This is a genomic window from Streptomyces sp. NPDC005925 (genome assembly GCF_040638805.1).
Classification (GTDB): domain Bacteria; phylum Actinomycetota; class Actinomycetes; order Streptomycetales; family Streptomycetaceae; genus Streptomyces.
Map to the genome: position 1 here is coordinate 1 of NZ_JBEXVL010000058.1, position 5982 is coordinate 5982.

Genomic DNA, 5982 nt, shown 5'->3' on the forward strand with positions numbered 1-5982 from the left:
ACCAACTGACGCACCAGACCACCCAAGTCGTCACTCGCACCACGCGAGTCACGCTGCAGCGTGGACAGCGTCTGCGCACCCATGTCGAACTTCATTGAGAGCTCGCCTCCCCCGTTGGGTTCCGTGGCCAAATTGTACGTAACCCATCTCTACCAACCCGTCGAACGCTCGTGCAATCGGTCGGCGGCAGTAGGGACAGAAGCATGACAATCCGGTGACGTACCCGTTCAGTGGGTCGCTGTCGGTGGGCCCTCGCGGCTGATGAGGAGCAGTGCCCGGTCGTCGTTGACGTCCTTGGCGACCGCCTCGATGAGGTGCCAGGCGGCGCCGTGGAAGCCGCCCGCGACATAGCGGTCGGCCTCGCCGGTGAGGCGGTCGATGCCTTCGACGATGTCGCGTTCGGAGGTCTCCACGAGGCCGTCGGTGAACAGCATCAGGACGTCGCCGGGGCCCAGGCTGCCCTTCACGGAGTCGAACTGGGCGCCGTCGTAGACGCCGAGGAGCGGTCCTTCCGCGGCCTTCTCCTCCCAGCGGCCGTTGCCGGCGCTGAGCTGGAGGCCCGGCGGGTGACCCGCGGAGTACAGCTCGTAGTCGCCGGAGTCGAGGTCCAGGACGAGGTGGATGGAGGTCGCGAAGCCCTCGTCCCAGTTCTGCCGCAGGAGATAGCCGTTGGCGGCCGGGAGGAAGGCGTGCGGGGGCAGCGAGCCGAGGAGGCCGCCGAACGCGCCGGACAGCAGCAGGGCGCGGGAGCCCGCGTCCATGCCCTTGCCGGACACGTCGGTGAGGACGACTTCGAGGGTCCGGCCGCCGTTGGTGCGGGCCGCGACGACGAAGTCGCCCGAGAAGGACTGTCCGCCGGCCGGGCGCAGCGCCATCTCGCGGTGCCAGCCGTCGGGCAGTTGGGGCAGTGCGCTCTGGACGCGGATGCGTTCGCGGAGGTCGAACAGCATGGTGCCGCCGCGCCGCCAGGGCACGCCGACCCGGCTGCGGAACTGGGCGAGGAGCAGCCCGAAGAAGCCGCAGGCGGCGACGACCAGGACGACGCCGGGGGTGACCCGGGAGGGACCTTCGTTGTACGGGCCGAGCTGCACGGACTCCAGGATCAGGGCGGTGGCGGCTGCCGCGTACAGGCCGAGGAGGCTGGCGGGGCGCAGCACGAGGCCGCCCGCGACGATCGGCAGGACCAGCGCGGACGGCGCGATCCAGACGGAGTCGGCGAGTGTGGCCGTCGTGATCATGGGAATGGTGAGGAGGAGTCCGACGAGCGCGACCCAGTCGGAGCCGTCGCCCCGGAAGTAGTCGACGGCGCTTCTGCGCAGTCCTGTGCGGACCCGGTGCCATTGCTTCTTGCACCGGGCCGTGAAGGCGTTGGCGGCGGCGTGCCGCTCCCGTCCTGCTGCCATTAGTTCGGGACCCTATCGATCGGACCAGTCGCTCGGCACGGGAGGTCCTGGTTGTCCCCCGTCCGAGGGCCGATTCACAGTGAACTGCACTCGGGGCCGCCGCGTCGCCCCTGGCGGAAAACGCCTGGCTCGTGCGGCATCGCCCTGGTACGCATGGTGCATGGGTACGGACACCGACCTGCGGGTGCTGCGGCAGGACGAATGGGATAAATGGTTCGGCATTCTGATGCGTGCGTTCGGTGGGGTTCCGGAGGCGGCCGAGGAGCGCCGGCTGTTGGAAGCGCTGACGGAGCTCGACCGGTCGTTGGGCGTGTGGGACGGGGCTGAATGTGTCGGTACGACGGGGGCGTTCCGTTTCCGTGTGACGGTGCCCGGCGGCGCCTCGGTGCCGACGGCGGGCGTGACGATGGTCAGTGTGGCCGCGACGCACCGCAGGCGCGGGGTGCTGACCTCGATGATGCGGCGTCAGCTGGACGACGTCCACTCCTGGGGCGAACCGCTGGCGGTGCTGACGGCGTCCGAGCCGGCGATCTACGGCCGGTTCGGGTACGCGGCGGCGACGTTCCAGCGCAGCGCCGAGATGGACACGAGCCGTACGGCGCTGTCCGTGCCGCCCGGCACCGACGACGTGCGGCTGCGGTACGCGGCGCCGGGTGAGGTGCTCGACGCGTGCGAGGCGGTGTACGCGGAGCTGGTGAAGCGGCGGCCGGGGATGACGGCCCGGATGCCGGGCTGGGAGCGGCTGGCGCTGCTGGATCCGGAGGGGGACCGGGACGGGGCGTCGCCGCTGCAGTGCGTGGTGGCCGAGCGGGACGGTCGGGTCGTCGGGTACGCGCGGTTCCGGGTGCGGCCGGCCTACGAGGAGTCCGGGCACAACGGCACGGTGCGGCTGCAGGATCTGGACGCGCTGGATCCGGCGGCGGACGCGGCACTGTGGCGTTTCCTGTTCGGTGTCGACCTGACGACGACGCTGGTCACCTCCAGCCGGCCGGTCGACGACACCTGGCAGTACCTGGTGTCCGACATCCGACGCTGCCGGCCCCGGACGCGGGACCAGATGTACGTACGTCTGGTGGACGTGGGGGCGGCGCTGGAGGCGCGGACGTACCAGGCGCCGGTGGACGTGGTGTTCGAGGTGGAGGACAACTTCTGCGCGTGGAACGCGGGGCGTTGGCGGCTCACCGGGGACGCGAGGGGAGCGTCCTGCGTGCGGACGCGGGACGCCGCCGAACTCGCCCTGACCGTCAGGGAGCTGGGGGCCGCCTATCTCGGTGGTGTGAGTCTGGCGGCGCTGGGTGCGGCCGGGCGGGTGCGGGAGTTGCGGCGGGGGGCGCTGGCGGAGGCGGCCGTCGGGTTCGGTTCCACCGTGGCGCCCTGGCTGTCGCACGGGTTCTGACACGCGCGACGTCTGCGGCTCACGTCCGCTGGCAGCCCGGGCACCAGAACAGGTTGCGGGCGGCGAGACCGGCGGTGCGGATCTCGCCGCCACAGATGTGGCAGGGCCGGGTGGCCCGGCGGTACACGTACACCTCGCCGCCGTGGTCGTCGACGCGGGGCGGGCGGCCCATCGCCTCCGGGGCGTGTTCGGGGCGGACGGTGTCGATGCGGTTGTTGCGGACCCCCTCCCGCATGAGCGCGACGAGGTCGGCCCAGACGGCGTCCCACTCGGCCGGCGTGATGTCCCTGCCCGCGCGGTAGGGGTCGATGCCGTGCCGGAAGAGGACCTCGGCCCGGTAGACGTTGCCGACGCCGGCGATGACCTTCTGGTCCATGAGCAGCGCGGCGATGGTCGTGCGGCTGCGGGAGACGCGCCGGTACGCGGCGGCCGGGTCGGCGTCCGCGCGCAGCGGGTCGGGGCCGAGGCGGGCGTGTATCGCGGCCTTCTCGGCGTCGGTGATCAGCGCGCAGGTGGTGGGACCGCGCAGGTCGACGTAGGTCGTGCCGTTCGCCAGGCGCAGGCGGACGGTGTCCGTGGGGGGCGGCGCGGGGGCCGGGCCGAAGGTGACCTTGCCGAACAGGCCGAGGTGGATGTGGATCCAGTCGGTGTGCCCGGGGTCGCGGAAGCCGAGGAAGAGGTGCTTGCCGTGGGCGTCGGCGGTGTGCAGGACGGTGCCGTCGAGGAGGGCGGCGGTGTCGCTGCACTTGCCCTGGGGGCTGGTGACGCGGGCGGGCGCTCCGGCGAACGCGGCGGCGTAGTCCTGGGCCAGCCGGTGAATGGTGTGCCCTTCCGGCACGGGTGACTCTCCTTCTTCCGCCCGTGGCCCGCCCCGGCGCTCCGGCCGGGACGGGGACTGTTCCGGTTACCGGGCCGCTACCGCTGCGGGTGGTGGGGCGGGATCGGCGGGAGGTCGCCGGTCGTCTCGTACGTGGTCAGCATGTCGATGCGGCGGATGTGGCGCGCGTCGTCCGAGAACGGGGTGGCGAGGAAGGTCTCGACGAACTTCGTCGCCTCGTCCAGGGAGTGCATGCGCGCGCCGACCGCGATGACGTTGGCGTTGTTGTGCTGGCGGCCGAGTTCGGCGGTCTCCGCGCTCCAGGCGAGGGCGGCCCGGACACCCTTGACCTTGTTCGCGGCGATCTGCTCGCCGTTGCCGGAGCCGCCGATGACGACGCCGAGCGCGTCCGGGTCGGCGGCCGTCCTCTCCGCGGCGCGGAGGCAGAACGGCGGGTAGTCGTCCTGGGCGTCGTAGATGTGCGGCCCGCAGTCGACGGGCTCGTGACCGGCCGCCCGGAGCCACTGGACGAGGTGGTTCTTGAGTTCGTAGCCGGCATGGTCGGAACCGAGATACACGCGCATGCGACGAGTGTGACACGGCCGCACAGGGGAAGCAGCGCCGGGTGTGTCCACGGCAATCAGTGCGCAATTCAGTAAAAGCTCAGGAAAACCTCAAGTAACAATATGGATTCATAGGTTCCTGAATTCGATAGCCTCCGTTTCACTGGATCGGCCCGTACGCCGCCCGTACGGCATCCTGTCCGACCGGCGCAAAGGAAAACTCCCCCCATGACGTCGCAGCCGACCCCTCACAAGGCCGGAGACGGTCCCGGCGATTCCGGGACCGGTCTCCAGGCCGGGCTCAAGAACCGCCACCTTTCGATGATCGCCATCGGCGGTGTCATCGGCGCCGGACTGTTCGTCGGGTCCAGCTCCGGTATCGCCACCGCCGGGCCCGGCATTCTCCTGTCGTACGCCCTCGTCGGCACGCTCGTGGTGCTGGTGATGCGGATGCTCGGCGAGATGTCGGCCGCCAACCCGACCTCCGGGTCGTTCTCCGCGCACGCCGACCGGGCGCTCGGCCGCTGGGCCGGTTTCTCCATCGGCTGGCTGTACTGGTTCTTCTGGGTCGTGGTGCTCGCGGTCGAGGCGACCGCGGGTGCCGTGATCCTGGAGGGCTGGGTGCCGGCCGTACCGCAGTGGGCGTGGGCGCTCATCGTGATGTTGGTGCTGACCGCCACGAACCTGGTGTCCGTGGGTTCCTACGGCGAGTTCGAGTTCTGGTTCGCCGGGATCAAGGTCGTCGCGATCAGTGTGTTCATCCTGGTCGGCGGGCTCGCCGTGTTCGGTGTGCTGCCGGGCGTCGACTCCGAGCAGGCCGGCCTGTCCAACCTGACGGACCACAGTGGCTTCCTGCCGAACGGTCCGGGTTCCATCCTCACCGGTGTGCTGCTGGTCGTGTTCTCCTTCATGGGGAGCGAGATCGCGACGCTGGCGGCGGGAGAGTCGGAGGACCCGCAGCGGGCGGTGGCCAAGTCGACCAACAGCATCATCTGGCGTATCGCCGTGTTCTACCTGGGTTCGATCTTCGTCGTCGTGACCCTGCTGCCGTGGGACGACCCGTCGCTCGCCGACAAGGGCTCCTACGTGGCGGCCCTCGACACGCTCGGCATCGCGCACGCCGGCCAGATCATGAACTTCATCGTGCTCACGTCGGTGCTGTCCTGCCTCAACTCCGGCCTCTACACCGCTTCCCGCATGGCGTTCTCGCTGGGTGAGCGCGGTGACGCCCCGCAGGCGTTCGCCCGCACCACCGGCCGGGGGGTGCCGCGTACGGCGATCATCGCGTCGGTCGTGTTCGGTTTCGTCGCGGTGTTCTTCAACTACGAGTTCCCGGACTCGGTGTTCCTGTTCCTCGTCAACTCCTCCGGCGCGGTCGCACTGTTCGTGTGGCTGGTGATCTGCTTCTCGCAGCTGCGGATGCGGAGGATCATCCAGGCGGAGGCGCCGGAGAAGCTGGTCGTGCGGATGTGGCTGTACCCGTACTTGACCTGGGCGACGGCCGCGCTGATCGTGTTCGTCCTCGGCTACATGCTGACCGACACCGAGCACGACGGCCGTAAGACGGTGCTGCTGTCGCTGCTGGTCGCGGCGGTCGTGCTCGCGGTCGCCTTCGGCAAGGAGCGGCTGCGGGGCGGGCGCCGGGCCGCGGCCGAGGAGGGCACGGACAAGGTCCCCACGGGCTGACGCCCTCGCCGGACACGAGGAGAGGCGGGGGGGGGGGGGGCCCCCGCGGGCGCGCCCCCGGGGGGGCGGCGGCGGCGGCCGCCGGCGGGGGGGGGGGCCGGCTAAGTGGGGTGGGGC

Annotated in this window: 5 protein-coding genes; 2 read left to right on the forward strand and 3 right to left on the reverse strand. The window is 70.8% G+C overall.

The features are described from left to right. Window positions 1-227 precede the first annotated feature (227 nt). The gene (locus ABZ354_RS28460) at window positions 228-1403 is read right to left on the reverse strand and encodes a PP2C family protein-serine/threonine phosphatase (protein WP_358661580.1); all 1176 of its coding nucleotides are present in this window, start codon (window positions 1401-1403) and stop codon (window positions 228-230) included. A 160-nt stretch (window positions 1404-1563) separates the two neighbouring features. Here ABZ354_RS28460 and ABZ354_RS28465 point away from each other — a divergent pair, with 160 nt between their 5' ends. Then, window positions 1564-2799: a GNAT family N-acetyltransferase gene (locus ABZ354_RS28465; protein ID WP_358661582.1), complete on the forward strand. Its 1236-nt coding sequence runs from the start codon at window positions 1564-1566 to the stop codon at window positions 2797-2799. Between the two features lie 19 nt (window positions 2800-2818). On the opposite strand, the gene ABZ354_RS28470 is transcribed toward ABZ354_RS28465, so the two are convergent. Further along, complete coding sequence (locus ABZ354_RS28470) at window positions 2819-3637, reverse strand: DNA-formamidopyrimidine glycosylase family protein (protein ID WP_358661584.1); 819 nt, start codon at window positions 3635-3637, stop codon at window positions 2819-2821. A gap of 77 nt (window positions 3638-3714) precedes the next feature. Beyond that, the gene (locus ABZ354_RS28475; RefSeq protein ID WP_358661586.1) at window positions 3715-4200 is read right to left on the reverse strand and encodes a ribose-5-phosphate isomerase; all 486 of its coding nucleotides are present in this window, start codon (window positions 4198-4200) and stop codon (window positions 3715-3717) included. Window positions 4201-4407: 207 nt separating this feature from the next. Here ABZ354_RS28475 and ABZ354_RS28480 point away from each other — a divergent pair, with 207 nt between their 5' ends. Beyond that, window positions 4408-5865 carry an amino acid permease gene (locus tag ABZ354_RS28480; RefSeq protein ID WP_358661588.1) on the forward strand — a complete coding sequence of 486 codons (1458 nt, stop codon included), beginning with the start codon at window positions 4408-4410 and terminating at the stop codon, window positions 5863-5865. Window positions 5866-5982 lie beyond the last annotated feature (117 nt).

Coding starts and splice junctions, on each gene's coding strand:
- ABZ354_RS28460 (WP_358661580.1), bottom strand. CDS start 1,403: ATGGCAGCAGGACGGGAGCGGCACGCCGCCGCCAACGCCTTCACGGCC.
- ABZ354_RS28465 (WP_358661582.1), top strand. CDS start 1,564: ATGGGTACGGACACCGACCTGCGGGTGCTGCGGCAGGACGAATGGGAT.
- ABZ354_RS28475 (WP_358661586.1), bottom strand. CDS start 4,200: ATGCGCGTGTATCTCGGTTCCGACCATGCCGGCTACGAACTCAAGAAC.
- ABZ354_RS28480 (WP_358661588.1), top strand. CDS start 4,408: ATGACGTCGCAGCCGACCCCTCACAAGGCCGGAGACGGTCCCGGCGAT.